Here is a 26,945-nt window from a genome sequence, read left to right on the forward strand (position 1 = left end):
CAGTCGAGAATGGGCGACTAGTCGAACGGGTTCTCGACGAGCGCGTTCGAGTGGGTGGCCGACAGGTGGGCCAACTGCTCGGTCTCTTCTACTTCTGCAAGTACCACGGTGTTTTCCATGGGGTTTCCTTTCGTAGGTGTTGTCATTGCCGTTCTGGCAACAAGAAGACTGTATGCTTAATGAGAATCATTCTCAACTAATGCGTCATGGAGGTTCCATGAAACACGAAATGCTTGTCGTGGCGGACCAGCGGGCCCGAACGGTTGGCTTCATCGATCCCGCGACCCAAGAGATTACCGGCTGGATCCCCGGCGTGGTCCTGGCCGAACACGCCGGGATCCTGCCACTGGGCAACGGACGGTGCGCCTGGATTGACAATGCGGGCGGATCGCTCATCGTCATGGATCCCTTCGCCGCCACGGACACGGATCCCGCGGCGGCGATTGAACACCGAATTTCCGTAGCCATCCCGGGAGAGCACCTGGCCTGCGACCCCGCGGGCCGGTTCATTGCCGTCAGCACTGGCCTTGGGCAATCCTGGGAGCCGTGGAGTGACCTGCTCAGCGTCGTGGACCTGCGGGCAGCAGCGGGCCCATACTCCCGCCGGATCCGCACCCGCTCCGGCGAACCCGGCGTTGTGGTGGCAGCAACCCCTGACGGACCGCGCGCGGTCCTGCGACACCGCGAACCCGGAGCCATCGAATCCATCTCCATCGATGCCATCCTCACCGACGGCGTACATTGCCCGCAGCTGCGCGGCGGGATCCACGAAGCGGTCGGCACCGAAGGCCACGGAGACGCCTATGATCCGGCAACGGGCACCCTGTTCGTGGCCACCGAGCGCGGCCTTGAGTGCTTCGACGTGCGTGGGCGGGTCCCCGTTCCACTGCCGATGCGTCCCTGGGAAGCGGCGGGCCGCGCCTACTTCCTGCGCCATTGCCCCCGGCGGCGCTTACTGGTTGCCGTGCTGCGCGAAGGCGGGGAGCACCCGAGCCGGTGGGATACCTGGGGCAATACGCTGTGGGTCCATAACATCGACGCCAATACCTCGCGCAGCGCACCACTGGGCGACGGGATGATCTTCCGCTTTGCCCTGACCGGCACCGCCATTGCCGTGGCCCGGATCCACCCGGATGGGGACGACCTGCGCGTCTATGACGCCGAAACCCTGCAGGAGCGCGGCCGATGGAGCCTGCCGCCGATGGACCAGGCGCCGCGTCGCGGTGCCGAACCATGGGACAACGCCGATCGCCGGGCAATCGCGGCTTCGGGCAGCGACGAATGGGTCGCGGTGACCCGGGGCGGGCACGGCGAGGTGCATCTGGTGGACACCGGGGTTCCCGGATCTGCGTTGGTCACCATGGAGGTTCCGACGCCGCTGAACGACGGCGGCCACCTGGCTTGGCTCAAACGCGCAACCACCGGTCCCGGCGACACGGTGGGACGATGATCCGGACCATGGCCGCGAAGAAGGGAAACGGCGTGGCTCCGGCCTCGTTGGACCTGAAGGAAAAGCCCCCGCTCCACGAGTACTTCCGGACCCAATTGCTGCATTGGGATTCCACACCACGCCAAGGCATGCCACAGGTCGCCGGCAGCAACGCCGTCTACACCTGGCGCAGCCCCGAGGAGGAATTCCCCGCGCTGTACCGCGTATCCGATGACTGGCTACGCCGGAGTCTGGCCCCGGGCAACCCGCCCGAACCCCCACCGGCCGGCTCCGCGCTTCCGGTGCCCGCGAACCGGGTGGTGCGCGGATTCGCCCTCGATCCCTCCGGCATGCAGGTCGCCGCCCTGCTCGGTCCGGCGGACGGCGAACTGGCCGAGATTTGGTTGCTCGCGGCGGGCACGGCGCCCGTGCCTCTGCCCGGCCCCCAATCCTGGCATGCCGCCCCGGTGTGGGCCCCGGATGGAACGTCGCTCTGGGTACTTTCCGGGAAACCCCCGGAACAAGCCATCTGGCGCTGCGCAATTGGCGCAAACGGTCCCACCGGGCCACCGGAGCCGTTTCCGTTCCCCGAGGAACTCGGAACCCCGGGCGCCGGGGAAAGGATGAGCCTGCGAATCACAGACGGATCGTTGCAGTTCACGGTGCGCATCCCCGGTCACAGATCGCGGCGCTGGATACACCGGGACGGTGGCTGGATCGGAATTACGGGTCCAGACCCGCTTCCGGTGGACGTCCCGGGGCACAAGGTTTTGGCCAGATTAAGTGGCCCGCACGGAATCGTGTTGGCCACCGAGGGGCCCGCCGGCACCGAGGTGACACGGGACGGGACAACGCTGTGGAAGCTGGAGGCAGCCGAGCAACTCACCGCACTGTCTCTCAGCACGCATCCGGACGGCGGCGCGCTGTGGGTCCAGAGCGCTTCCCCGGAACGTCCCTCGGGCGTCGTTTGCCTGGAGCTCCAGGCGGTGGCCGATGCCGCCACTCAGCAACCGCCGGGCAGGGACTCCGCCGCTTTCACGCACCATCGGCTGCTGGTCCCCGCCCGCGACGGAGTGGAGATCCCCGTGATCGTCTCGGCACGGACCTGCGACATTTCCAAGGAGCGCCCCGCATCTCCGCGGCCGCTGCTGCTTTCTTGCTACGGGGGCTTCGGGGTTGTGCACCGCACCGAGCCAGAACCCAGCGTGGCCGCGTGGATTGCCGCCGGCGGCATCCATGTGGCAGCTCAGGTACGCGGGGGCGGGGAACTGGGCCCGCAATGGCACGAGGTCGGACGAGGGGCCAACAAGTTGCGTGCCATCCACGACCTGATCGATGTGGCCCGCCACCTGGTGGTTCAGGGCTGGACGACGGTAGAGGGCCTCGCCGCCGTGGGTGCCTCCCATGGCGGCTTGGTGGTCAGTGCCTCCGCGTTGATGGAGCCCGGCGCCTTCGGCCGGGTGATTGTGGTGGCACCTTTGCTGGATACCGTCGATCTGCAGCGGCACGGGTTGGGATCCCAATGGCTCCACGAATTCGGGGCCGATGGGGGAACCACCGGGCAGCAACGCGCCACCTATTCCCCTCTCCATCTCCTGGCCGCACTGGATTCGACCGACGGGCTTCCACCCATACTGTGCTGCGTGCTCGGCAATGACGAACGGGTCGACAACACTGCAGCGGAGGAATTCGTCGCCGGGATCCGGTGCCGCGGCGGCGGTGCCTGGCTGCACAGGGAGCATGGCGGCGGTCATGCACAACGGGCCTCTGGCAGCCTGCTGGATTTCTCTGCCACCGTACTCTCGTTCGCGGCTGACCATCGGCACTGGCCGATTCGGGGTTAGTCAACGAAACCTAGCAGGCAATCCCGGCGACACGTCTATCTCCACGCCGCCGTCGAAAGTTTGGAGGTGATGCGCATCTTGACCGCCGTTCTGGCCCACGCAAATGGTCGCGCTCGAGGAATGCCATACCCCTCACGAATTTGGATCGCAACCCCATGGCCCTGATCTGTTTTCGGTCCCTCTCGCCTCTGGGATGGGAACTTATCACCCTCACCGGCGATTACACCTGGCCACGCACCAACAGGATCAAGCCCGGCAAATACAGGCGGCAGCGACGCGCATCTAAAGCTTAGCGTCGGATATTTCACTTTTTCACAAGCCACCCCCATGAGGGAGCGGCGGCGGCTGATCATCTCCTGGATCGCAATATCGCGGGCCTTGTCATCGTCAATCTCGTTCAGGCTGGCCACCAGCGGCCCGAGATCCAAGGGATTCAAATGCCCTTGGCCAGGGGAGAACGTAATGACTTGCCCACCGAGCGCGCGGATATGAGGCACATAATCGGGCCTAGAGTCGGCCAGGATCATAGGCACCACGCCCCAGGCTGAGAGCACCGCGAGCAGCCGGTGCACCAGAGACGTTTTGCCCAAACCTGGCTGGGCGAGAATGAACGCGGAAGGGTTGGAAATGATGCCGTTGAGGAACCATGAGACTGGATCGCCGGTCACCAAAGTGTTGCGCAGCAGGTGACGGCCCAAAGGTGCCCCGATGGTGGGAAGCCCAGCCCCGTTGATGAACGGCCAGAACCCGCACACCTGCACCGCTGAACCTTGGACCTCCACCGGGTTTTCGATGTAGTTCACCGCCCCACCACCGCGCCGGTTCCACCCGGCATCCCCTGGCAGATAACGGGACTGGGCACCTTCGGCCAGCAGGCGGGCGAGCAAGCCTGGCTCCTTGACCGGCTTGGGTGCGGCCTTCTTCGCCGCGCGTTCCAAACGGGCCACATCGCGCTTGGTCAACGTCAGACTATGAGGCTGCGTGAGGTCAGCAGGGGCAGGAGGCTGGGGGCGTTTGTTCGAGAGCTTCAAAGGAGTCATTAGAACCACGTCTTAATCTCGTCGGGGATCATCATGTGATCAGGCACCACCATGCCCAAAGGCAACCCAGCCTGGAAGGTCACTGCCTGGTTCGCCAACGCTTCGCGAACCCGCAGCTTGGCGTGGGACACCAAGCCGGGAACGGTGCGATCAAACTTCTTCAACTCAGCTTCATCTTTCACGCTGATGGTGATGATCAAACCGAACCGTGTCAACCCGGAACCCAACGCTTCTTCCTGGGCTGTTTTCTGCGCTGCCGCCAAACGCTGGCGGGCACGCACGGACACGCGCTGCTGCGAGCCGGAGAACATCGCATCCTTCTGCTCGTTCTCCACCACCGTGGAGGTCTGATCCGCAGGAATTGGGCGGTACAGCAGGGTCACGCGCTTGCGTAGCGCGCCCTCGCTCGGTGCGGTGAGTCGTGCTAACGAGTTGGACATGAATGCGCCGCGCGGCCCTTCATACATCGTCCACGACTTCGACACCGCACGGTCGTGCCGGTAGTGATCGAACGCGTCCACCGCGAACGAAGGGCCAGCATCCTCCCACGCCAAGCCGGTGCCACCAGCGGCTTGCGCTTCCTCCACTGCTACAGCGGTGGTCGGGTCGTAAGCAACACGGGTGAAGTCGATGATTTCCTGGGCCGTGTTCGGGCGTACCGCTCCGGCCCCGGTGTTCGCCAGCCCGGAAATGATGCCGGGGAGCTTGTTGCCGATTTCCTCGGCCATTTCTTCCATGCCTCGATCCCCGGCCTTGCCATCAAGGCGGCGGCCGTCGAAGGTGAGGGTAATGCGGGCCACGACCTCAGGAGCGGCGGAGTGATCAGTCTGCGCGATACGTTCAACGACACGCTGGGCGAATTCGGGAGCGTCCTCGCGGTGGTTATCAGCCAGCAGCTTTTGCAGACGCAGGCCCGAGTCCTGGGACGATTCGATGGTGACGGAGGCACCGCGGATTCCCTCATCCAGTCCGCGTTGGGTCAGCCAGTTCGCCCAGTGCGCTACCTGGTTATCCAGGTCGGCCTGGTCAATGAGGTTATCCCCGTTGGGGAAGCATTCGAGCACCACGGAGTAATTGTGGTGGCCACGGGAGGAGAGGCGGATCAGCCCGAAAGGGTTACCGTAGGAGTCCATGGATTCAGTCAGCTGGGACTTGGCCATCAGACCGGGCAAGCGTACCTGCCCATCGGGGGTGAACCCGGTGGGGCCGGAAAGATAAACGTGCTTTTTGGATGCGACCTTCTGCCGCTGCGCTAGACGAAGCATGAGTCTCCCATAGATTGAACGGCCTTGTTTCTTGGTGACCAGAAGCAGCACGGCCCCGAGGATGGTGGCCAGGGCGATGATGACGGCGGCCATGATCCAGCCGCGCGCTGCGGTGACGATGACGATGAGGACGATGGGCACCAGCATGAGGCTTTGGCCCATGGACAGGCCCAGCAAGCCTGAGCGGCGCGGCACGGTCAGGTTGCCGAAGGTGTTCGGTTCGATTCGCGTATCTGTGATGGCCATGTTTATTCGCCGTCCTCGTCTACGAGCTTGCTGGGGTTCGCGCCGTTGGCGATGCCTTTAACGTCGCTCATTTTCTGCATGGCTTCCGTGGCCTTGTTGGGTGCTTTGGCGCCGGATGGGCCACCGGCAGGTGGGGTGCTGTTCTGGGCTGAGCCTGGGGAAGTAATGCCGTTACCCGAACTACCGGAGCCAGAAGAATCAGTGGAAGTTGATGCACCGGCACCAGTTGGAGTGGAACTCGAACTACTTGATGCCGGAGCCGCAGCTGCGCCATCCGATCCACCGGCAGCGGAATGAGCGCCGCCGCCCGAAACAGCAGGAGAACTACCAGAGCTTGCGCCGGAAGTGGAGCTGCCAGAACCACTGGCAGAAGATCCACCACCAGCACTAGAACCGGAGCCTGCCTCAGCAGAGGCAGCACCCGACGCGGAAGAACCCCCATCGGTGCCGCTAATGGTTTCCGAAGCAGAAGAACCACCACCGCCAGATGACCCACTCACGGATGCGCCAGCACTGCCGCCAGTCGATCCTCCACCACCGGCTGTAGTGCCGCCGCCGGCTGTCCCGGCTGCGATCGAACCTCCACTGGCAGCAGCAGCGGCACCACTGCCACCACCAACGGCACCTGCACCGCCACCCATCGCCGCACCTGCACCACCGGCAGCAGCAGCCGCGCCACCTGTACCCGCGAGAACTGCGGCACCGGCCGCGAGCGTGACACCCGCGCCCAGCGCTGCGCCGCCGGAGAACGCGCCAGCGCCAACACCGGCAGCAGGAACGATGAACTTGATCAAGGCGGGCAACGCCAGCGCCGCCAGCAACAAGATCAGCAACGCAATCAGGGTCGAGTGCATCGCCTCAGGAACCGTGGCTTCTTCACCCTCGGGGGCACTGCCTTCTACCAGCATGCGGAACCCCAAAGAATAGATGCCCGCTGCGACCGGCTTATAGAGCAGCAACGCGATCAGCCACCCGTTGGCTTTGCGCCATGCTTGCCGGCCCTGCTCTGATCCACTGGCCGCAGCCAGCACCACGATGAAGGCGGAGAGGATCAGGAACATCACGTCACGGAAATACATGAACAACAGGTTGATGACTGCGCCGAGCAACAAGAGAATGAACAGCAGGAACGCAGTACCGGGACTAGCTATAAGCGCAGTGCCAGCGGTTAGCATTTGCGTCAGATCCACATCCCCGCCAGTAGAACGCTCAACGATCCACTTGGAAAATTCATCCGAAGCGGTGAGCAACAAGCCAATACCTGTTGCATAGGCGGTGGCCGCGAGAATCAGATTCACAATCGGGGTACCCAAACCGATCAGGCTGTTTTTCACGTCCTGGGACATGACGAGCTTTATCAGGCCGATCAGAAAACCCAGGATCGCAAACCCTGCAACGTACCAAGACATGTCATCGCGCAAACTAGCCACGGCAGCGTTGTCTACGTCGGGGCTGGGGGTATCCATCCAGAAGGTGGAAACCTGGGCAACGAAGGCCACGGCACCGTCATAGAGCGACTGGACGAAGTCCGTAATTGCACTATCGGCAAGGTTTTTGAGGCCTTCACCAATGTTGCAGTTCACCTGCCACCATTCACAACTAGCCTGGTTCGCCACAATAATCGCCTACTTGAACTCTGTGTAAGAACTTGGATCGTTGACTTCGCTCCATGCCGGAGGGCCGGAAGTTAGATCCAATCGCCAGTCATGGTCTTTGTCGCTCCAAGCCAGGTTCACGCTCATAGCCGCATACTGCTCGCCTGCCTTGGAAAGATATTCAACAATGGCACTGTCATCACTGCTATTCATGACTCGGTATCCGAGCATCGGCGGGAAGCTCTCATTGCTCGTACTAGAACCTTGTTCTTCGAAAAGCCGTTGACGATTCATCGATTCAACGGCAGCATCAATCTCTGCACCGGCCGAGAAATCAATTACCAGGGTGAACCCTGCCAGCACCGCACCAGTAGGTGTGTGGCTGAAGCAGCGCCAGAAATCCCCGTCCATCTTCGCTGGCCCATGATCGGCATTCACCGGCAGCAGCATCCCGGCAGGGTGCCGCTTCCATTCAGTGTCCGGGGCATCGTTCGGGAACGAAGCGTCGGTACTTAGCGCAGGGCAATCCCCAGAAGCCGGTTTGGAAGCCGAAGCCGACGGAGTATCCGAGGGGGAGGACGGGGAAGCAGTCTGGACCGGTACCGACGGTGCAGGAGCGCTCGGAGCTGTTTCTGGTTCAGAGTTGACGCGGGGGAAGATGACTAGCCCCGCGATCACGATGACCACGATGAAGGCGAGGATACCGCCCCAGAGTTTCCAGTTTCTGCCTAATGGATCAGTTTCAGCCATGAGGATCTTCTCTTTCTCTTAGACGGTTCACCGGTGCTTAGACGAAGACGTTGATGATCGTTCCCGCGCTAATGGCCAGGATGCAGACGATCAGCGAGATGACCAGTCCCTTGAACCCGTTGATTTCCCGTCCGGTGAAGGACGCGAACGCCAGGAAACCTGCTGAGGCGAGGAATCCGGCCACGCCGAGCAGGATCACAGCCCAGGCGATCCAGTTCAGGATCGTGGTGAAACCATCGGTTCCTGGTGGCTGTTCCGGGGTTGGGTTGGGGATGCTGGCGGCGAGGTCGATACCGAAAGCCAGGGTTTGCAGCAACATTTTTATGCCTCTCTATTTGGTGGGAGTGTTCAGGAGTTTGATGATTCGCTTGATCCGTCCGGGCAACCGGGCCGGATCGGGTGGAGCATCCAGCCAGGGATCCATCCATGGGATATGGGTGCCTCGGGGAACCATGCGCAACAGACGCTTGGTGGCTTTTTTGCGGGCATCACTGGTGCGTGGCCCTGCTTCGATCAGCACCAGGGCTGAAAGCTGGGAGCCGGTCAGCTGACCATTGGCCCAGGAGCGGACGAACCTATCCGCAGTGGCCAATCCAGAATGATCGGTACGAGCCACCGCAATCACTGGGATAGGCCAGGCGCTGCCCGTCCAGGCGTTCTGCGAGATGGGCCAAGCTTGGCCAACCTCAGATGCGCCATCGCCCAGAAGCGATGCAAGAGTGGATGCGCCTGCACCGCCGTGAAGGCCCATGACGGCAATACCTTCAAAAGCCCCAACATCACTAACAGCCCATGTTTCGCTTGGAGCTTCAAGCATCGGTGATAGTCCAGGTTTCACTGGGCCGGTAACTAGCAAGTCATTACCCATAAGCTCATCTCGAATGTCGAAAGAGTCTTTTTGCGTCACCTGCTTCTCAGAAGGGGCAAAAGGATTCGACACGGCAGACATAGTGCGCTCTCCTTAGTAGAGTGATCAACGGAAAAGAGTTGATCTAACATTTAGTATAAACTCGCATTGAAATCACTGTCAATAGTTTTGCCATACTTAGATTGGGGAAGTTCAAAGTTAACGCTTTGAATGGTTAATATGGGCAATATGGTTGACATGGATTTCATATTCATACACATTTGGAGTGTGACCATGAACGATCCAGAAGCAGTGGAGGATCTCATCGCGGATTTGCCGGAGTGGGCAACGACCGAGGAGATCGCTGACGTGATGCGCGTCAAGGCGCAGACCGTTCTGAAATGGAACCGTGAATACGGTCTCAAATCAGTGTCCATTGGGTCTCGCGTGCGCCGGTACAGGAAGAAAGACGTGCGGGACTTCTTACTGAGAAGCGACGAAACAGCCGACTAACCCAAGGAAGCTACGGGTAGTGAGTTAGATGACGATCATTGATCCACAGAAAGTCCCGGCATTCCCGGTCTACACGCTAAAGATCAGCGAAGGCCGGGAGTCCTTGACTCTGGACGGTGCACAAATTCCTGTGCTTGATGGAGAAGATTTCATCGAGGCAGGGAAAAACGCGATCGTCGCCAAGCTCACCAGCCACAATCTGGGTATGGTGCGGGCACGAGCCATCGACGAATCCAGCGGGCAAGCGTGGGACATGATCATCGCTGCTACCGGGGAAGTCCTAGACCTCACCGAGCAACAAGAAGCCGAACAAGCAGCCAAGGCCCGCAAACAGCGCCGCAACAAACGGCTGATGATCGCCGGAGTGAGCACCCTAGCGGTGCTTACTCTCGGCGGTCTCGGCACCGCCGTGGTCATCGCCAACCAGCCCGCCGCCACCGTCCCCGCCTACACCCCGCAAGGGGTCGGCGCCACGCTGCCAGCCGCGCCGCCGCCACAACACTCGGCCACCGCCGCGTGGAGCCACCCCACCCTCGCTGATGCTACGGTCAACATGATCAGCCCTGACCGGCTGCTCACCGCGGATCCAGAAGGCACCGTCACCGGCCGCCACCCGTCTACCGGCCAACCTGTCTGGCGCGGGGACAAAGCCCCGGAAGACCTGGCCAGCATCCACCAGGGCACCTGGGCAGGCAAGCCCGTCTATGCCGTTGCCGAACGCAACGAACTGCGCCTATGGCCGGTAGAGATGCCCTACGACACCCCGAGCGTGGCACCGACCAGCATCGGGCTGGAACCAGGGCAAACAGCGCGCACCGACACCCACACCCCCTACATCGAACTTGGGGACTGGTATATCCGTGTGCCTGATGCGGCTGGCACGCTGCATGATGTGATGATCCCACCCGGATCGACCGTGCTGGACGTGGCCGCCGATGGAACCATCACCACAATCAGCTCCAACACCATCTACACCCTGGATAACAGCGGGAAGATCCTGGAAGAGAAGAACTTCACCGCGCCAGAAAGTGCCACGAAATACCCGGTACGAGTGTGGCTGCTCGATGACACCCATGCCCTGCTGGCGTGGGATGACACCGAACGCGTCATGGGAGTGCTGAACACCAGCACCGGTTCAATGCTGTTCTCCGGCACGCCACGGGCAATCCCTACCGCCACCGAACCCCTTCTGGTGGACAGGGAAGCGAAAACCGCAGCTATCGGAAGCGTGGGAATCAGCTACGGCGACCAGGCAGCACTCATTGACCTTCCTGCGGCTGATCTGTCAGCGATCCACGGCAACCTGATCTACGCGAACAGCAGCAATGGGCCAGTCGCCCTGGATCTGGGCAACCCCGAAGCCGAGCCGCAGTCGTGGGCGAACTACCGTGCCGAAGATCCAGCCCCGGCACTGGTCACCGATGACGCGGTGTATGTGGTGGCAACCCAGCTGGAGAACACCACCGTCTATCGATCCAACAAGACCAACGACAGCGCGCACCAGTAGGGAGGCCTGGTCATGGAAGAACAGGGCGGCGGAGCCAAAATCGTTCTGGCAGTCCTCGGTGTCCTTCTCCTTCTGGTGATCACCCCGATCATTCTGTTCATGGGTGGAGACGGCAGCGAAGAACCTGATCCCTATGCCCCGTGTGTCATTGAAGGAACTCCCATCGGCAAGGGCAACGACGGAGAATCGACGGTGAAAATTCCCGAACAGTACCGGGAAGCTGTGGAGAAGTCCGCCGATACTGCTGGGCTGCCCGTAGGGATCATCGCCGCGCAAATCCAGCAGGAATCCGGCTGGAACCCCAAGGCAGTTTCTCCGGTGGGAGCACGAGGCATTGCCCAGTTCATGCCCGGTACCTGGGAGGAATGGGGCAACGGTAAAGACCCGTTCGATCCGTTCGCTGGCCTCGGTGCCCAAGGCCGCTACATGAAACATCTCGCCGGACAAATCGCGGATCTGGCAAGCAACGAGAAGGAAAAGATCCAATTCACCCTGGCCGCCTACAACGCCGGAGCGGGCAACGTCCAGAAATACGGGGGTATCCCGCCCTTCGAGGAAACCCGCCACTACGTGGAAGTCATCATGGGCAACGCCCAGATGGACTATTCCTCAACCTGCGAAGCGCCTGGTGGCTTCGACTTTGGCGACCTGACAGCGGATGAATGGGCACACCCCATGCCTAATTCACGCATGACCTCGCCGTTCGGGCCGCGCGCGTGCCCGCTGGCCAGCTGCGCTGGCATGCCGTTCCTGTTGAAGCACGAAGGCATCGACCTGGCCGGATCAGACCCCTATTTCTACGCTCCTACGGACATGAAGATCACTTATGCCAGCATCGGGAATATCGACAAGCTTTACGGCTCCTATGGCAACTACATTTTTGCTCAGATGACCGAAGCCCCTTACCTGGTCTTTGAGTTCCATGAAGCACAAGACAACTCCCTGCTGGTGAAGACCGGAGACGTGGTGAAGAAGGGAACCCCGCTGGGCAAGCCAGGAGCTACCGGCAATTCCAGCGGCATCCACGTTCACTTCCAGATCAACAACCCGAAAACCAGTGTGTTTGACAGGCCAGCGATCAACAACGGCAAAACCTATGACCCGGTACCGATCCTTAGACAGCAAAAGGTGAACATCCAATGAAACACCCCAAAATCCTCGCCCTGGCCCTGACCATAGGACTCGCAACAGGGATAGCCGGATGCACCCCCGCCGGCACCGAGAACGAACCAAGCAGCATTCCGAGCGTTGTCCCGACCACGGCCAGCCCCACCACGCCAGCGCCCAGCACCAGCCATGAGCACGGGGATGCCGTGGATGATCCAGCCAAAATCGAATTGGCGAAGCAAGCGGCCACGATCATGACCACCTGGGACCCGAACAAGGACTTCAACCGCACCGCCGCGGAAATGCGCGCCAGAAAGCTCATGACCAGCGAACGGGCCAAAGAAGTCATTGCCCCGGAGCGGCCCGCGACCGGCGTTGAATGGCTGACCGCCGCAGAGAAGAAAGCGACCAGCAAGCCCACGGTGAAACTCATGACCGAGCACCATGAACAGGACACGGTTGCGATCACTGCCACCTGGCAATGGGTCACCAAGGACGGGGAATCCTGGGCAGGGGAAGGGAAGCAGACGTTTTACTTCACCTTCACCGACACCGAACCGTACAAGATCCGCGACTACGTTTCATCTATCCAATAAAAGCCCTTACGGCGCAGCCGATTTCCTCTTGAAGAAAGCGAGCACACCATGAGCACCACCGAAGAACTCATTAAGGCGACCGTCAACGCAGACGGCAGCGCAACCGTGATCATTGAGGGAAAAACCCACGAATTCACGGCAGATAATGAAGCCGCTGCACGAGAACAAACCGTTGAGCTGGTCAGTTCACACGCAAAGAAAGAGGGCAGCGTCGTACGCGCCGTCATGCACGATTCCCAAGGCTCTTGGCCTGTGAAAGTCCACCCGAATGGCACCGTGGAGCCTGACACGACGAACCCACCGCAGCGCCGAGAGAAACCAGCTCGCCGCCGCGCTGATAGCCCGGTAACCCATGTGGCCACCACCGAACCAGCAGTCATTGACCAAGCGGCCGCACAAGACACTGAGGAAACACCAGAACAGCCAGTGTCCGAGGCACCGGCCTTAACGGAACCTACCGTCGAAGGGGAAGAACCAGCAATGGAAACCGTGCAAGCAAAAGCACCCCAAGGACAAACCACGCCGCCCCCAGCGACGGCAGCTAAAGCTCCCCAGGATAACCCCTTCGCCAAGAAGTCTCCTACCCAGGACAGCGCGCCAACAACGCGCCGCGAAGCGCGGCAAAGCTTCCTAACCCAGGAACAAGTCGAAGAACCAGCCACCAAAGGCTGGCGCGGCACCATGACCCGCATGGGCATCCGCATGGCCCCGAGCGAGGACGAACGTGCCGAACGTGCAGATGTGCAGGCCGTGAGCCAGCACTGGCCAGGCCCACGCACCATCGCCATTGTCAACGGCAAAGGAGGGGCAGGGAAAACCCCCACCACCGTCCTGCTCAGTGCGATCTTCGCCCGTTACGGCGGGGCCGGGGTGCTGGCCTGGGATAACAACCAGACCCGAGGCACCCTGGGCTGGCGCACCGAACAAGGCCCGCACGAAGCGACCTTGTTGGAGCTGCTGCCCGAATCGGAAAAACTCTTAGGCACCGGGGCACAATCGGCAGACCTCGCCCATTTTGTGCACCACCAGACGCGTGACCGGTTCGACGTGCTGCGCTCCAAGCCCATGGAGCTGGCCAGCGCCCAACGCGTAGACGCAGCCGATGTGGACGCGATCCACCGGGTAGCCTCGAAGTATTACCGGCTGATCTTTATTGACTCGGGCAATGACGAGTCAGATCCGATGTGGCGGCGCATGATCGACCACACCGATCAGCTCGTCGTGGCCACCACGACCCGGGATGACCACGCCGAAGCCGGTGCGCTGCTGTTGGAAGCGCTCGCGCAGCAGAACGACAAGGCCCACGCCCTAGCACAGAACGCCGTCGCCGTCGTGACCCAAGCTGATTCCAAGGCCACCACCGCCGACGTGAAACGCGTAGCCGACGGCTACAGAACCCTGGCCCGCGACGTAGCAACGATCCCATTTGACCCAGCAATGGTGGACGGGATCCTGCGCTACGACGCGCTACGCCCGAACACGCAGCGCGCATGGCTGGCAGCCGGAGCGGCAGTCGCAAGGGGGCTATGAAAATGAGATGTGCGTTGAGTTACTCCTGCGTTTGCGACAGGGCCGGGCTTCAAACTTCTCTTGAGCTAGCTCTTTGGAGAAACTTGCGGTCGTTTGCGAGGCAGTGTCACTGAACAAAAAATTCAGGGCATTCACTGAAGTGAGCCATATTTAGATGATGTAGATCAAATAAAATCACACGAAGTGATTATTCATGTACGATACTCACCATCATTACTTCCCATTTCCGTACCCTGACCACGCCGTCACGACCTTGAACAATGGAAGTTTGGCGAAGCGTTCGGCAGGTTTGATGATCTTTGAGATGAGGACAAATGGCCGCGCCCTCTACACGATTTTGTGGCTCGAAGCGCTTGTGGTTCGGCGCACTCAGTCTCGTGGTTCTTGCTGCTCTGTTCACGACCTTCGTCGCGTTTCTTCCTAAAGACCCTGCGCCCCCTAAAGTTGCCCTTCTAGACGGGGGAGTAGATGCCTCCCAGGAGGGAATAAAAGATCTTCCTTTAGAGAAGGTGAGGGTTGCTGCGCTGGAAGACGGGTTTACTGCCCATGGGACGCAAATGGCGGCACTTTTGAACTCGTCCACGACCACAGGTAACCCGGCCAGCATGAGCCTCATTGATATCAAAGTCCTAGACGAGCATGGGAGAGGCGACGTTGAAGACTTGGCCTGGGGGATCGAGCAGGCCATAACTCTGGGCGCAGATATGATCGTTTGCAGCCTGGCAGTAGAAATTGATTCCCCCCGTTTAGCAACGGCCGTCTCACGAGCTGTTGAACAGGACGTTGTTGTGGTTGCAGCTGCCGGCAATGGCATTGGGTCATTTCAAACATATCCTGCCGGTTACCCTGGGGTTCTCTCTATCGGAGCACTGGATGAGCATGGCGATCGACGTCGGTTCACTAACTCTCGTGCAGTGGCGATACTTGCTCCTGGCGAGAATATCCCGGTGAACGTTGGTGCGGAGAAACAGTACCTTGATGGTACTTCCCCTGCCACCGCAATAGCCGCCCAACAGATTCTTGCTGCGTGGCATGACATTGACTTTTCAGATTTAGCGGCAATAGACGCTAATACACGTATCGAAGATGCGATACGCCAAGTAACCCAATAGACACGAAAGGGTGTCAACGACAGTGCGAAAATCTATCGTTCGAGGTTTGCGAGGCTTAGCCAGTGCAACCGCTGTGATGGTGGCTCTAGCCGCCGTTAATATTGCTCCGGCTAACGCCGAGGTTTTCACTTCAGAGCACCAACGGGGTGCTAACGAGACTAGCACCAATGCACTAAATAGCCTGTATGAGGTTCAAACCTCACAGGCCGCGGTGTCAGCACAATCTGAACAATTCAACGAGCTCGAAGCTGAACTAGACTTGGATTTGCGGGCTACGAATGATGCCTTGGATATTGACGTCTCGGGTGAAGGCCTCGAATCAAACATTGTGGTCGAGCATGATGAAAACGCTCCCATCGATGAGTTAGTGCAAAGTATCTCCGTTGACGGTGTGGTTGACGGAGAGGTAGTTACCGCAGAGCTCAATGTTTTGGAATTTACCTATTTTGGTGATGAGGATTTCCATGCAGTAGTTGAGGACGTCGCCACGGGGGAAACGATCGTCGTTTCCTCTACGGACGTTGCCCAGCAGGCATTTCCGGTAGCTTGGGTCTTGGCGCAATTGGCGCGCATCGGAATTCAGGCGTTGATTAAGTGGGTCGGCAAGACCCAGGTCAAGAAAGCCGTGAAGTCTTACCTGCTGAACAATATTGGGGCTAATAAGTGGGCGCACATTATGGCACCTAAGCATAAGTGGGGCAGCGTAGGGGCCAAATCACGCGAGCAAGTCGCGGATCTTATGGGTCGGGCCATGGCCGAAGGTAAACATTCAGCGTACAAGAGTGGCGCCATGCAAGCTGTTTACAACTACAAAGGCAAGACCATCGTGGTGACGTATTCTAAAAACGGAGGGCAGGTAAGTAATGGATGGGTTCGATAAGCTCAAAGGCCTTTTGGCCGGACAGCCTGCAGAGGTAACCGCCGCAGTGGAGCTGGCCTCGAAGCAGTCAGTTTCGGGAGTCGTGGATGTTCTTCGCAACGTAGCGGGAGAACACCCCGAGGCTGTTGATGAGTTCATCACTGCTTGGATTTCAACACTGGAAGGTGCCGAAAGGCTGGCAGCTACCCTGGCGGTGTCTTCGCTGTATGTCTTGGATCTGGTGCATCTTGAGCATGCCGAAGATCGGATGCTGAAATCAGTCTTGGATGCTTCGATCCAGACACTGCAAGAACTTCAACGGGAGCTTGCGGACTACTCTGAGGTTGCTAATAGCCCCGATGCTAGTTTCGACACTGGATTTGCAGAAACACTGCAGCGTATTGCCACGGGTCCGCTCGAGCAAGCAGCCATCCAGCTTCAAACACAAACAGAGCTACTGAACAGTTCTATGAATAACGCGTAGCCGCCAGCGGCCCTCCAGCTATAGCTGGAGGGCCGCTGCGCTCGTATAGGGAAACAAGGCGCCTGCGCTGCACCTGTCACTGAAGCGTTCACAGGGCCTACAAGGAACAGGGGTCGATAGAGTCCATTCCATGTCAATGGACACGAAGTGCCGAGCACGGTAGTCGTGTGACACGCCGAAGCCGGCGCTGCTGCTGGAAGCGCTCGCGCAGCAGAACGACAAGGCCCACGCCCTAGCACAGAACGCCGTCGCCGTCGTGACCCAAGCTGATTCCAAGGCCACCACCGCCGACGTGCAGCGCGTTGCAGACGGCTACAAGACCTTGGCCCGCGATGTGGCAACGGTTCCGTTTGACCCAGCGATGGTGGACGGCATTCTTCGTTACGACGCGCTACGACCAGCTACGCAGCGGGCATGGCTGGCGGCCGGTGCAGCAGTGACCAGAGGAATCTAATTTCAGAACACGAAAATTCCTTCCTCTGAACATTCCTCGATATGTTGTGGTGACTGCCATATCTAAGTTTTTCGATAGCAGGTGAACTTTTGATTGCCGGTGTGGGCACTAGCAAAGTGGTACCATATCTAGTACCACTAGGAGGCGAAATGGCAATCACTACCAGCGAAGCGCGACGCGACTTGTTTGGTCTCATTGAACGAGTGAACCTTGACCACACCGAAGTAGAGATCATGTCCAAGCGTGGCTCTGCGGTGCTTATGTCGAAAGACGAGTACGATTCACTCGTTGAAACCAGCCATCTGCTACGCTCGCCCAAGAATGCGGTGCGTCTACTCGCAGCCCTTGAAGCGGCGCGTAATGACCAGACTGTGGAACACGGACTTATCGAAGCGTGAGTGACAGACTTCTAACCTGGACTGCCGGTGGATGGGAAGACTACGTCTACTGGCAGACCCAGGACCGCAAAACACTCAAACGCATCAACCTGCTGATCGAGGATGTGCTCCGCGACGATCCTTTTGAAGGCATAGGAAAGCCTGAACCACTGAAACACGCATTGGCCGGAGCTTGGTCACGACGCATCGATGACGTCAACCGACTGGTGTATATTGCTGACGACCGAGCTATAACGATTCTGCAGGCAAAATACCACTACTGACATGACCTTTTGTGCATTTTAGTCTGCTTTGGGACCTACTCCCCTAAGCTGATTTCTCGCGCCGATAACCTCCGTTATGTCAAGTAAAGGCTTTTGTATTGTCGGATCATGCGAACTCGCGGTCCCCCCGATAATTCGCTGCCAAACCAAGCTCCTTCCGCACATGATGACATTTTGGGTAATGAACCGCTGTCGATCCATGGACCGTTTTGCTTTGAATCTAGCTTTCTATCGTCATCGACTTCGAAATTCTGGAGTCTAGACATTACGGGCTTGTACCCCGTCGTGCTCCTCGCAAAGCAATGTTAGGAAGACAACGTTCATGGTCGTTGTCCGGACACTCGGCAGAGCGAACTTAAGGAATGTCAATATTGTGCGTATTTGACACAGTCGACATCAGTGCTGTGTCAAAATTCGGCACTTAGGCAGGTTTAGGACTGTTTAATACTTTTATAAGTTATTTTTAATCCACGACGTTGAAAGGCTCCGCATGTTGCGCCTGCAATCAATTACCCTGCGTCCATTTCGCAGCGCAGACACCGAATTCTTTGCCAGTATGGCCTCGGATGAACGTGTAACGCGTTTTATTGGGCATGGAAGGCCATGGGACCGGCAAACTATCAACGCCTGCGTTCAGGAATCCCTTCACCCTGAACCACTCCATACGGTGGGAGCCTCTCGCTGGTTCCTAGCAACTGAAGCAAACACAGAGGTGGGTCTCGTGTTTTGCACCCGACAGGAAACGTGCGTGGAGGTCGGTTACTGGGTATCCCCAGATCAATGGGGGCGGGGAGTTGGCGGAGCCATGCTCGATAGGACCCTAATCTCAATTCCCAAGATCTACGGAATCACGAAATTCAGTGCCCGGGTAGCTCCGGATAACACTGTCTCAGCCCGACTGCTCACCAGTCGAGGATTCAGACTGGAAAAACGTGATGACAAGCTTGAGTACTACATACTGGACTAGCCCTCTGTGGGTAACCGAACGCAGTCTAGATTCTTGCTTGAACTAGTTGCGGGTGAAATGTATTCGCTTTCGGAGTCGCTCCGTAGGATTCTGGCACGTGGCTATTGGACCATTCTTCACGTGGTGCGGTAGGGCTAACGTGGCACATGCTTTCTCAGACCGATTACTTTCTATACTGCAAATATGATCTCCCCTCCTAACTCGACCATCGGACTTGGTACCTGGTCCCGTGAACCAGATACAGCTCTGGCGCGAGCAACGGCTCTGCCTAGCAGTGCGACCTCTTCGTTTGTCATTTTGAGCGAAACCTACACCATTGAGGTCTCCACGGAGTGGGAGCCACATTCGCACCTGGCTCATGAGCTCTTGTGGACCCAGGATGGGACACTCACCGCTCGAATTGAGGGGCAGATTTTTACGGTCTCCGAGGGGCATGGTCTATGGATTCCGGCCGGAGCGCTGCATGGCGGACGCCTGACCGCACATGTAAAACTTTTCAGTGCCTTCTTTTCCCCTGAACGAACCATCACCCCATTCAACGCCCCGACGGTGATCGACATGGAACCGTTGCTTAAATCGCTGCTGATTCATTTATCCAGTCGGGAACTGAGTCAAGAAGCCCGAGCGCGTGCGGAGGCTGTGGTTTTCGACGTGCTTAAACCGTCCGCTCATCAGCTAGCGTTGCGCCTGCCCGATGACCCACGTATCAATGGCATCGCCAACCGGATATTGGCTAACCCGGCGGATAATCGATCTCTTGAGCGATGGGCGGTGGATGCTGGAATCAGCGCACGCACTATCACGCGAGTCTTCCGTGAAGCGACCGGTTTATCCTTTGCCCAGTGGCGTCAAGCGGTGAAAATTCAGCGCGCCTTGGAGTTGCTAACCAATGGCGAAGTGGTCCAAGACGTCGCCGACCTGTTGGGTTACGCGCAATCAAGTACTTTTATCGATGCTTTTCGACGCACCATGGGCTCCACCCCTGGCGCATTCATCATGACAAATACGAATAGTTGACCGAAAAACCTGATCTACTGTCAGAAGTTATTGATTGCTGACACCGGCTAGTTAACTTAGAATTACCTAAGTGAAAATACCTACTAAAGTCGGATGTATTCAATCCTCCCATTGCGCATGCTAGATGTAGCGACCGGAGCAGCTTCCGCTGCAGCCGGAAGTATGCACGCCCACGAGGTAGTGCTGTGCTACGGCAAAAATACTGTAGTCGACAGGGCCTCCATCCGGTTATCCCCGGGTGAAGTCACCGCGCTCATTGGACCCAATGGCAGTGGAAAATCCACACTACTACGTTCCATGGCAAGGCTGCATGAGCGTGCCGAGGGGGTCATCACGCTCACCGGTTCCCATGGCGAGGCCCGTGAAATTAGCACGCTGAACGGACGAGCATTCGCCCACGAAGTCACGCTATTCGCCCAGTCCCACGCCACCCCGGAAGGGTTAGCCGTGGCAGATATCGTAGCCTTTGGTCGCCACCCGCATCGGCGCGGATTCGCCGGGCTATCCGAGACGGATCATGCGGCGATTGCCTGGGCCATGAAACTGACCGGCACTACCTCGATGTCCCGCAAGGCTGCTGGGGAATTGTCCGGGGGAGAACTGCAGCGTGTCTGGCTGGCTGTGTGCTTGGCGCAGCAAACCAACGTGGTGCTTCTCGACGAGCCGACTAATCACCTGGACCTGAGATATCAGGTCGAGACCCTGGACTTGGTCCATGACCTAGCCCGTGAAAATAGGCTGGCCATCGGCATCGTCCTGCATGACCTGAACCAAGCCGCCGCCCTGGCCGATCGGCTGGTGCTGATGAAACACGGCCGGGTGCACGCCGCTGGAACCCCCGCTGAGGTCCTCACCGCGGAGAACCTCTCTGAGGTCTATGAGATCACCGTGCAGGTCCGCTCGGACGAGCGTACCCAAATGCTGCGTATCGAACCGGTCAGCCGCCACCGGCAGAATTGACCACCTCTTCTTTTCACAAAAACATTCAATTACAAGGGAAAACCTATGTCTACACTCGCGCGTAACGCAGTCACTTCGGTGGCCGCCCTAGCTCTGCTGCTCTCAGCCACCGCCTGCGGTACCACCGACACCACCGGTTCTGGCACCGAACAGAGCCCCGCCGCCGCATCCGCAACCTGCGCCGATGACACCACCGTCACTAGCACAGGCCCGGTATCGATGACCGATGACCTGGGTCGCACACTGGAATTGGATAAACCAGCCGAGCGCGTGGTGGTGCTCGAATGGCAGGAAATTGAAGATGCCCTGACCTTGTGCGTCACCCCGGTGGGCGTCGCTTCCCCCGATGGATATAGCACCTACGTCACTGCAGAGGAGCTGCCTGAGGGGGTTGCCTCGGTGGGTGAACGCGGCGAGCCAGATCTGGATTCGATCTACGCGTTGGACCCCGACTTGATCATTGTGGACGCCTTTAGTGAAGACGGCCCTGTGCTGTCGCAACTTGATAAGGGAGACGTTCCCGTATTGGCAGTCAAGGGCAACGATTCCACGGATCCCATCGGCAACATGAAAAAAGTCTTCGCACAGGTAGCCGAAGCCACCGGCCGCAGCGAGCGTGCTACCGCAGTGCTCAACGAATTCGATGCCCACTTGGCGCAGAAGAAACAGGAGGTCTCCGATGTGAAGCTAGAAACCACCGACTTCCTATTCTTCGACGGTTGGGTTGACGGCTCTAACCTGACTATCCGTCCATACACCGATGGCGCGCTGTTCACGGAGCTGGGTAAAGAACTGGGTCTGACCCCAGCTTGGAATGAGGACATCAATGAGTCCTTCGGATCCGGGGGCGTGAACAAAGAATACGGTCTGGCCCAGACCGACGTGGAAGGCCTCGTAGGGGTCGGCGACGTCAATCTGTTCTACTCTAACGACGCAGGTACCGGGTGGACCACCGAGCTGGAATCTAGCGAGATCTGGAACAACTTGACCGCAGTGAAGGAAGGCCGGACTTTCCAGTTCCCAAATATTTGGGGAGCCGGCGGACCGAAGTCCACCAGTCAAGCCGTGGATGCCTTCACCGACGCACTGACCTCCGCCTCGGAAGCCCAGTAGCGTACAGCTGAAATGAAAATCGCTGAAAAATCCACAGAGCGACAGGTCGTGACCAGTGGTGTCAGCACCCCAGTGACCGGCGCGGGTTATTCCCCCGTGCCGGTCACTGGTACTCGTCTCGCCGCTGGCCTAGGTCTATTAGCCGCCTTAGCGGCAGCGGTACTGGTGGTGGGTGCCTGGCACCTTACCCAGGGGACCTCTGGTATAGGTCTGGGCGAACTGTTGCGCGCCCTGATCGGAGACGACACCCGTATCGGAGGAGTGGGAGTCGCCGAGATCTTCACCGGCTCCCGGCTACCGCGCCTCTGTGCGGGAGCTGCCGTCGGTCTGGCTTTAGGGGTAGCAGGATCTCTGCTCCAATCGGTCACCCGCAACCCGTTGGCCTCACCAGACACGTTGGCTGTCACCTCCGGCGCTTACTTCGCGCTGAGTGTGGCTGCCGCCTTGGGACTAAGCCTGTCCACTTTGGCCTCCAGTACCCTCGCATTCGCCGGCGGACTGCTCGCCGCCGGGATCGTGCTGGCCATCTCCGGGCGCAGCGCAGGCACCGCCACCCCCCGGTTGATCCTCGCTGGCTCAGCCATCGCGATGGCTTTAGAAGCAGGCAGCGGAATTATTTTGCTACTCTTCAAGGAAAACACGACTGGCCTGTATGCCTGGGGTTCAGGGTCGCTAGCCCAATTAAATCTGAATGCTTTCCTGCGCAGTCTCCCGGTGATCTTGCTGGTACTAGTCATCTGCCTCTTGCTCTCCCGCCGATTGGACGTACTCTCCTTGGGCGATGAAAACGCAGCGGTGCTCGGGATCCCGGTGCGTTCAACGCGCACCCTTGCCATCCTGTGTGCCGTGGTTCTCACCGGAGTCGCCGTTTCGCTAGCCGGTCCCATTGCCTTTGTAGGGCTCGGTGCCCCGGTGCTCGCACGGCTGCTATCGCGTCGACTGACGGTGTTGCGCCGCCAACTCTTCCTCCTCCCGGCTACGGGACTGATCGGTGCACTGCTGATCTTACTGGCCGATGTTTCCCTTCGAGCCTTGCTCGGTGCCCAAGGCGCGGCCTCCATTCCTACCGGAGTTCCCACCGCGGTACTTGGCGGGGTGCTGATCATCATCCTGGCTATGCGACTGCCAGAAGCATCCAGCTCGCGGAATCCGTTACAGGTGGCAAGCAAATTGCGTAGCCACCGACGGCTCATCCTCACCATGTCGCTGGGTCTCATCTTGTTGCTTGGTGCCGTGATTCTAGGCCTATTGGCCGGGAGCATGTTCCTCAAACTGGGAGATCTGGCTTTGTGGTTCCAAGATGATGCACCTAAGCTCATCACCCGAGCCTTCGCCGAACGTGCACCACGGACCACCGCGGCGCTGGGTGCCGGAGCCGCCTTAGGTCTGGCTGGCTGCCTGGTTCAGGGCACCGTGCGCAATCCATTGGCCGAACCTGGCATCCTGGGCATCACCGCGGGTGCAGGGCTGGGTGCAGCCATAGTGGTCACCGCCTTTGGCGGTTCCCGCTCGCTACTGGTGATTTTTGCGGTCATTGCCGGTCTGACGACCTTCGCTGCCATCACCGCACTAGCTTGGCGTCGAGGCTTCTCCCCTGAACGTTTTGTGTTAATCGGCATCGGGGCAGGCTACACACTCTCTGCGGTCACCACATACCTGTTGCTGAGCATCAATTCGTGGGAAACCCCGCGCATCTACACCTGGCTCTCTGGCTCTACCTATGGCCGTCAGTTCGCAGACGTGTTACCTGTCCTGGTGGTGCTGACATTAGCCCTTCCGGTCGTGCTGCTCATGGGTCGCAAGCTCGACCTACTGGCCATCGACGAAGACCTGCCCCGCGTTCTGGGCATCAGGACCGCCCGCACCCGATTAGCCTCATTGTCCATTGCAGCCTTGCTTGCAGCGCTCAGCGTCGTGGCTGTGGGCGTGGTTGGCTTCGTCGGACTCATCGCCCCTCATCTGGCCCGGTCGATGGTGGGATCCCGCCACCACCGAGTGATCCCGGTGTCCATGGTTTTCGGAGCACTACTCGTTTGTCTGGCCGATACCCTGGGCCGTACCGTGATCGCGCCGGCACAGATTCCCGCCGGCCTGATCGTTTCCTTACTCGGTGCCCCGTACTTCATTTGGCTGCTGTACCGGTCACGCGGCTAGTCTGTAATCGAGGGTCTCAGCCGGCTTCCCACCCACCGAACCAAAGGCTCCCATGGCACAATGCTCTACCCCGTACACGAAAATCCAGAACTTCGACCCGGAACACCACCCGGCGCAACTGCGACATCTGGGTCCCACGTCAGGTCCGTGGGAACGTGGCATTGCAGCTGCCAACGCCCAACTGCTCACCATACAGTCAGCAGGTGCCACAGTATTCGGTGCAGCAATGCTCAGCGCCCGTTCGGCGACTGCATATGTGAAGATCTCTGGCATTCTTGCCCGCGACGCACAAACATATAAAAAACTCGTCCACGCGGTACTGGACTACGCCAGGGAAAAAGATCTAGCCTGTGTGAAATGGGAAAGCTGGACGGACGAACCGTGGCTAGACGAGTTGGCCGAACACACCGGTTTTCGGCCATTGCCAACTCCACGCTGCACCACGGATGGTTCGGCCCCGAGTCCACCATTCGGCTATGTGCACTGGTTGCATCCAGCCCGTTATCTGCGTACCGCTCATTACCAGCAAAGTGAGAACTTCACCTGCGCGGCGGTTGCCGCGCTGGCTGCGCATGGGGAAACCAGCGGCATTGAAACGATGGATAGACTGCGTACCGCCGAGTTGCTACTGTGGCGTCAAGCGACCAACTTTATGGCTTGTGAACCCTTGGGACTCGGGCTGGCCATCGCTGAGCGCTGGCCAGCAAGCTCAGTCCAAGTGTCTTTGGATACCGATAAGCCAGTAATCGTCGACTACTATCCCGAGGTTGAACGCAGTTGGCGGGGCATCTTGCAGGCTGAATCACGCCGCCGTGCCGAAGCGACCGGACTGCCGGTGACTTCTACGCGGATGGAAATCTCACAGATTCACGAAGCTGTAAACCAGGGTGACCAGGTGTTGCTACTGGTGTCGTTGCAACAGATGCTCGGCTACGATGTTCCGCACTGGATCTTGTGCCATGGGACGGCTGGTTCCGCGGAACATCCCGTTATCCTCATCGAGGACTCTTGGGTTGATGTTAGTAGTGCAGAGAGCTGGGTGGATGCCACCTGCCTTCCCATAACTTTCCAGGAACTAGACGCCATGTCTTGTCTCGAGGAAGATGGCTATCGAGCTGCGCTCATTCTGACTGAGTGAACTCTCTAATTTCCGAGCAAGCTCGCCAACGACTAAAGAATTTATCCCACGTCCAGAGATGTCTTGCAATTCAAGAGTTGCAAGACGCCTTGTTGGATGCCACTCCCCTGAGTGTGACTGTTGACATTATTTGGCGGCTAAAGTGCCATTCTAAATGGCGGTTCGTTGGGTTCCGCTAGAAGAACGGTGGCCGAGACGGCCGGTGTTCAAATGCTTAAACGATGGAACGCTTCGCTTCATGTCGCTTGTCACTGCACCTCTGTTTCAAGGGCGCGCAAGACTAGAATTACACGCTAGCGGAGCTACCCTCGCAGGTGGTCTCGGTAATTGTAAAAGCAATGCCGAGCGCCTTTGTGGACGCGAAGAACAGCTCTAGGCTTCAATTCGACGGAGTACGGGGTCTGCGATAAGGCGTGACGGTGCGCACAGAGTTTGACCAAGTTGCTGAAAGGCCTGATCTCTGTCCGTGAAGTAGCCGTAGTCGGCGCGGACAAAGCGTGAAAGGTCATATGGATCGCTACTACTCCGGCCGTCCCAATTGACCGCGCAGCGCCCTACGGCCTCGAAAAGCGTTTCGGAGCCTTGATTCACGAAAGGGGACCCTCCTCGACAGCCAATTGGTCCGAACAACTCGGACACGGGGTGCCAGCCATCGATATTGAACTCGGGCCAGGCTAGCAAGATGCGATTTGGAAGGACAAAGCCGAGGCGGGGAAAACGTGCATACCAAAAAGATCGATCGATGAGCAAAATACGCACCCGAGTGGATACACTGAGGGAACGCGCAACGCTTTCTAATAGCGCCAATCGTTGACTGCAAGAACCATATCCGCGGATTAATGTGCGCGAAGCAGGCGTGTTCTCCTCTAAGGCGTAAACAGCCCGTATTTCATTGCTGATAATCGAGTGCGCCGCCTTGAGCACCTCAATATATTCGTGCGATGGCGCTAGTTCACGTGAACGGGCAACCAGCCCTGCCACAACAGGTGCTTCATAGTCCAGAATCGACGTCGGAGCGACTGAGCCCGGTTGTTCGTGGCCCCAGCCAGATCGGGCTGAGGTGCGCTTGTACCAAGGTGTAATGAGCGATGAAAACGCCATTTAGGTCTTCACCTGGCTCACGCGACCATCTTTGTGTCTGCGCACTTCACGCAATACGATCTGCTCCGGACAAACGGTAGAGAGAAAGTCTCCGACAGAGTGCGCCAAGCGTTCCTCACCGAGGGTGTACAAGATCCGGTTGGCATCACGCCGTTCGGTGACGAGTCCTGCATGGCGTAAGACAGCTAAGTGGCGGGATATGGTCGGCCCGGTGGCTTGGAAGCGTGAAGCAATCTCTCCGGCAGCTAGCTCGCCATCCTTGAGGTCTTGCAGAATTTGCCGTCGCGTGGGATGAGCTAATGCAGTGAATACGTCGGACATTGCGTCTATCATATTTAGCAATATAGCACATATGCTAAATATGAAATTTCGGTTCAACTTCTTCTACCGGTAAAGACCCGTAGAGGACTTTGCCGTAGGACTGCTCAGCGAAAACCCTCGACAGCATTTCTAAAAAATAAGTTCCCTAGTGGGAGCTTGATTATTTCTGAACCGCGTCCTTTACTCCGATGTGCGTCTTTTAGAGATGAGAATCGTAACCCTTAAACGTTATTGCTCATTAGTAGCAAAGACCGTGGCCCAAACTTTGACTTTCTCGCGGAGCTCGAGGCGCACTTCTTGGTTATCTAGCTCTTTACGCAGGATGGAAAGGCTAG

At 58.7% G+C, this 26,945-nt stretch carries 28 protein-coding genes; 19 read left to right on the forward strand and 9 right to left on the reverse strand.

Features of this window, described 5'->3' with window-relative positions:
* Positions 1-17: 17 nt before the first annotated feature.
* Positions 18-119, reverse strand: a complete 102-nt coding sequence (gene amiA / locus ACT3UQ_RS13355; protein WP_243400284.1) for a streptamidine family RiPP — start codon at positions 117-119, stop codon at positions 18-20.
* Between the two features lie 98 nt (positions 120-217).
* On the opposite strand from amiA, the gene ACT3UQ_RS13360 reads away from it, so the two are divergent.
* Positions 218-1,450 carry a hypothetical protein gene (locus ACT3UQ_RS13360; RefSeq protein ID WP_176484245.1) on the forward strand — a complete coding sequence of 411 codons (1,233 nt, stop codon included), beginning with the start codon at positions 218-220 and terminating at the stop codon, positions 1,448-1,450.
* A gap of 8 nt (positions 1,451-1,458) precedes the next feature.
* Positions 1,459-3,273: a prolyl oligopeptidase family serine peptidase gene (locus ACT3UQ_RS13365; protein WP_444637288.1), complete on the forward strand. Its 1,815-nt coding sequence runs from the start codon at positions 1,459-1,461 to the stop codon at positions 3,271-3,273.
* Positions 3,274-3,308: 35 nt separating this feature from the next.
* Here ACT3UQ_RS13365 and ACT3UQ_RS13370 read toward each other — a convergent pair whose 3' ends face one another.
* From ACT3UQ_RS13370 to ACT3UQ_RS13395, 6 genes are all read right to left on the reverse strand, one after another.
* Positions 3,309-4,235, reverse strand: coding sequence for a hypothetical protein (locus tag ACT3UQ_RS13370; RefSeq protein ID WP_444637296.1), 927 nt, complete (start codon positions 4,233-4,235; stop codon positions 3,309-3,311).
* Between the two features lie 77 nt (positions 4,236-4,312).
* A complete protein-coding gene (locus ACT3UQ_RS13375; RefSeq protein WP_444637289.1) occupies positions 4,313-5,824 on the reverse strand; it encodes an SCO6880 family protein in 1,512 nt (503 codons plus the stop codon).
* A gap of 2 nt (positions 5,825-5,826) precedes the next feature.
* Positions 5,827-7,407: a hypothetical protein gene (locus ACT3UQ_RS13380; RefSeq protein ID WP_444637291.1), complete on the reverse strand. Its 1,581-nt coding sequence runs from the start codon at positions 7,405-7,407 to the stop codon at positions 5,827-5,829.
* Between the two features lie 42 nt (positions 7,408-7,449).
* Positions 7,450-8,169, reverse strand: a complete 720-nt coding sequence (locus tag ACT3UQ_RS13385) for a hypothetical protein (RefSeq protein ID WP_102598931.1) — start codon at positions 8,167-8,169, stop codon at positions 7,450-7,452.
* Between the two features lie 37 nt (positions 8,170-8,206).
* Positions 8,207-8,488, reverse strand: a complete 282-nt coding sequence (locus ACT3UQ_RS13390; RefSeq protein ID WP_013350314.1) for a hypothetical protein — start codon at positions 8,486-8,488, stop codon at positions 8,207-8,209.
* 12 nt (positions 8,489-8,500) lie between these two features.
* Positions 8,501-9,118, reverse strand: a complete 618-nt coding sequence (locus ACT3UQ_RS13395) for a DUF6668 family protein (protein ID WP_441583923.1) — start codon at positions 9,116-9,118, stop codon at positions 8,501-8,503.
* Positions 9,119-9,310: 192 nt separating this feature from the next.
* Between ACT3UQ_RS13395 and ACT3UQ_RS13400 the strand changes: the two genes are divergently transcribed.
* From ACT3UQ_RS13400 to ACT3UQ_RS13480, 17 genes are all read left to right on the forward strand, one after another.
* The gene (locus tag ACT3UQ_RS13400; RefSeq protein WP_013350316.1) at positions 9,311-9,529 is read left to right on the forward strand and encodes a helix-turn-helix domain-containing protein; all 219 of its coding nucleotides are present in this window, start codon (positions 9,311-9,313) and stop codon (positions 9,527-9,529) included.
* Positions 9,530-9,557: 28 nt separating this feature from the next.
* Positions 9,558-11,036 carry a hypothetical protein gene (locus tag ACT3UQ_RS13405; protein ID WP_444637293.1) on the forward strand — a complete coding sequence of 493 codons (1,479 nt, stop codon included), beginning with the start codon at positions 9,558-9,560 and terminating at the stop codon, positions 11,034-11,036.
* Between the two features lie 12 nt (positions 11,037-11,048).
* A complete protein-coding gene (locus ACT3UQ_RS13410; protein ID WP_444637294.1) occupies positions 11,049-12,179 on the forward strand; it encodes a transglycosylase SLT domain-containing protein in 1,131 nt (376 codons plus the stop codon).
* A complete protein-coding gene (locus ACT3UQ_RS13415) occupies positions 12,176-12,739 on the forward strand; it encodes a hypothetical protein (protein WP_102598935.1) in 564 nt (187 codons plus the stop codon). Before ACT3UQ_RS13410 ends, ACT3UQ_RS13415 begins: the two co-directional genes overlap by 4 nt.
* 48 nt (positions 12,740-12,787) lie before the next feature.
* On the forward strand, positions 12,788-14,269 hold the full coding sequence (locus tag ACT3UQ_RS13420) for a MinD/ParA family ATP-binding protein (protein WP_102598936.1): 1,482 nt from the start codon (positions 12,788-12,790) through the stop codon (positions 14,267-14,269).
* Between the two features lie 314 nt (positions 14,270-14,583).
* A complete protein-coding gene (locus ACT3UQ_RS13425) occupies positions 14,584-15,381 on the forward strand; it encodes a S8 family serine peptidase (protein ID WP_102598937.1) in 798 nt (265 codons plus the stop codon).
* 22 nt (positions 15,382-15,403) lie between these two features.
* A complete protein-coding gene (locus ACT3UQ_RS13430; protein ID WP_146041022.1) occupies positions 15,404-16,261 on the forward strand; it encodes a polymorphic toxin type 35 domain-containing protein in 858 nt (285 codons plus the stop codon).
* Positions 16,245-16,724 (forward strand): hypothetical protein, encoded by a 480-nt coding sequence (locus tag ACT3UQ_RS13435; RefSeq protein WP_102598939.1) that lies wholly within the window; start codon positions 16,245-16,247, stop codon positions 16,722-16,724. The genes ACT3UQ_RS13430 and ACT3UQ_RS13435 overlap by 17 nt, the downstream gene beginning before the upstream one ends.
* 256 nt (positions 16,725-16,980) lie before the next feature.
* On the forward strand, positions 16,981-17,178 hold the full coding sequence (locus tag ACT3UQ_RS13440) for a hypothetical protein (protein ID WP_180993143.1): 198 nt from the start codon (positions 16,981-16,983) through the stop codon (positions 17,176-17,178).
* A 149-nt stretch (positions 17,179-17,327) separates the two neighbouring features.
* Positions 17,328-17,576, forward strand: coding sequence for a type II toxin-antitoxin system Phd/YefM family antitoxin (locus ACT3UQ_RS13445; protein ID WP_102598940.1), 249 nt, complete (start codon positions 17,328-17,330; stop codon positions 17,574-17,576).
* Positions 17,573-17,839, forward strand: coding sequence for a Txe/YoeB family addiction module toxin (locus ACT3UQ_RS13450; RefSeq protein ID WP_102598941.1), 267 nt, complete (start codon positions 17,573-17,575; stop codon positions 17,837-17,839). Before ACT3UQ_RS13445 ends, ACT3UQ_RS13450 begins: the two co-directional genes overlap by 4 nt.
* Before the next feature lie 490 nt (positions 17,840-18,329).
* Positions 18,330-18,806 (forward strand): GNAT family N-acetyltransferase, encoded by a 477-nt coding sequence (locus ACT3UQ_RS13455; protein WP_102598942.1) that lies wholly within the window; start codon positions 18,330-18,332, stop codon positions 18,804-18,806.
* 183 nt (positions 18,807-18,989) lie between these two features.
* Entirely contained in the window at positions 18,990-19,823 is an 834-nt protein-coding gene (locus tag ACT3UQ_RS13460) for a helix-turn-helix transcriptional regulator (RefSeq protein ID WP_102598943.1), read from the forward strand.
* A gap of 162 nt (positions 19,824-19,985) precedes the next feature.
* Positions 19,986-20,783 carry an ABC transporter ATP-binding protein gene (locus tag ACT3UQ_RS13465; RefSeq protein ID WP_257998004.1) on the forward strand — a complete coding sequence of 266 codons (798 nt, stop codon included), beginning with the start codon at positions 19,986-19,988 and terminating at the stop codon, positions 20,781-20,783.
* A 45-nt stretch (positions 20,784-20,828) separates the two neighbouring features.
* Positions 20,829-21,896 (forward strand): ABC transporter substrate-binding protein, encoded by a 1,068-nt coding sequence (locus ACT3UQ_RS13470; RefSeq protein ID WP_443455621.1) that lies wholly within the window; start codon positions 20,829-20,831, stop codon positions 21,894-21,896.
* 12 nt (positions 21,897-21,908) lie between these two features.
* Complete coding sequence (locus ACT3UQ_RS13475; RefSeq protein WP_443455622.1) at positions 21,909-24,050, forward strand: iron ABC transporter permease; 2,142 nt, start codon at positions 21,909-21,911, stop codon at positions 24,048-24,050.
* A gap of 52 nt (positions 24,051-24,102) precedes the next feature.
* On the forward strand, positions 24,103-25,188 hold the full coding sequence (locus ACT3UQ_RS13480; RefSeq protein ID WP_102598947.1) for a peptidase C39 family protein: 1,086 nt from the start codon (positions 24,103-24,105) through the stop codon (positions 25,186-25,188).
* Positions 25,189-25,560: 372 nt separating this feature from the next.
* Here ACT3UQ_RS13480 and ACT3UQ_RS13485 read toward each other — a convergent pair whose 3' ends face one another.
* Both ACT3UQ_RS13485 and ACT3UQ_RS13490 read right to left on the reverse strand, forming a co-directional pair.
* Complete coding sequence (locus ACT3UQ_RS13485) at positions 25,561-26,289, reverse strand: transglutaminase domain-containing protein (RefSeq protein ID WP_180993145.1); 729 nt, start codon at positions 26,287-26,289, stop codon at positions 25,561-25,563.
* Complete coding sequence (locus tag ACT3UQ_RS13490) at positions 26,290-26,610, reverse strand: metalloregulator ArsR/SmtB family transcription factor (protein ID WP_226910805.1); 321 nt, start codon at positions 26,608-26,610, stop codon at positions 26,290-26,292.
* Between the last annotated feature and the right edge of the window lie 335 nt (positions 26,611-26,945).

It is taken from the genome of Glutamicibacter sp. AOP12-B1-11, assembly GCF_052379245.1.
Lineage (GTDB): Bacteria > Actinomycetota > Actinomycetes > Actinomycetales > Micrococcaceae > Glutamicibacter.